A 1,021-nucleotide genomic window follows, 5' to 3' on the forward strand; every position below is an offset into this window, starting at 1 on the left:
GCGCGTCGCCGTCCGTGCGCCGTTCTGCGGCGGCCAGAACGGCGCGCGCGCCGCCTCGGCCGGCGGGCGCGGCGCCGGGGGAGCGGCCGCGGCGGGCTTCGGATCCTCGGCCTTCATCGCACCCCCCGCACGGCGCGCCAGACATAGGCGGCGCCGGAGGCCAAGGTGCTGGCGGCGACGAGCGCCACGAGCAGGTCGAGCAGCGCCCCGGCCGACAACCCGTAGCCGGCGACCAGCAGCGCGCCGGCGGCGAGCGTGATCTGCAGCAGCGTGTTCGCCTTCGAAAGCAGGATGGGCTGTATCGCGGGCGGCTGCCCGAGGACGTAGAGCACCACGACGCCACCGACGATCAGCAGATCGCGGAAGACGACGAGGATCGCCAGCCAGTCCGGCAGCACGCCGATCGCCGCGAGGGTGACATAGACCGAGACGAGCAGCGCCTTGTCGGCGATCGGGTCGAGGATAGCGCCGAGCCGGGAGCGAAGGTTCCAGGCGCGCGCCATCCAGCCATCGATGCCGTCCGACACGCCAGCGGCGACGAAGACCCAGAAGGCGAGGTCGAGGCGGTGCTGCAGCATCAGCCACACCGCCGCCGGCACCGCGCACAGACGCGCGAAGGTGATGACGTTGGGCAGGGTGAGGAACCCTGCCTCGGCCGCCGGCTCGGTGCCCGGCGCTGGTGGTTGGTCAGCGCCCCCCAAGGCCGAGGCGCCATCCCTCGCGCTGGGGGGTCTCGGTGCCGGGTGGCATCAGGGCCACGCCGCCATCGGCCAGGGTGGACACCGCGTCCATCGGCTGGCTGCGGAGCGAGACGCGCAGCCGCGCCATGTCGCCGGCGACCGTCACGACCTCGACGCGGGAGACCGCGGGCGAGGCCCTGAGACGGCGCTGCAATTCGGCATATTCGGGGAAGCTCCGGTAGCGGGCAATCGCCTCGATCGAGGCGGCCGTCGCGGCGCCCGGCACGGCGCCGGCCACCTGCGGTCCCTCGCCCGCGGCGGCGGGCGCGCGCGCGGCGCCG

The 1,021-nt window shown here is 74.7% G+C and carries 2 protein-coding genes; both read right to left on the bottom strand.

Annotation, left to right across the window (positions count from 1 at the left end; translation table 11 throughout):
* Positions 1-113: 113 nt before the first annotated feature.
* The gene (locus L2I40_RS23670; protein ID WP_237217797.1) at positions 114-701 is read right to left on the bottom strand and encodes a CDP-alcohol phosphatidyltransferase family protein; all 588 of its coding nucleotides are present in this window, start codon (positions 699-701) and stop codon (positions 114-116) included.
* On the bottom strand, positions 688-1,021 hold a 334-nt coding region (locus tag L2I40_RS23675; protein WP_237217798.1), incomplete at its 5' end, for a hypothetical protein. The genes L2I40_RS23670 and L2I40_RS23675, both read right to left, overlap by 14 nt.

Source organism: Falsiroseomonas oryziterrae (assembly GCF_021864505.1).
Taxonomy (GTDB): Bacteria; Pseudomonadota; Alphaproteobacteria; order Acetobacterales; family Acetobacteraceae; genus Falsiroseomonas; species Falsiroseomonas oryziterrae.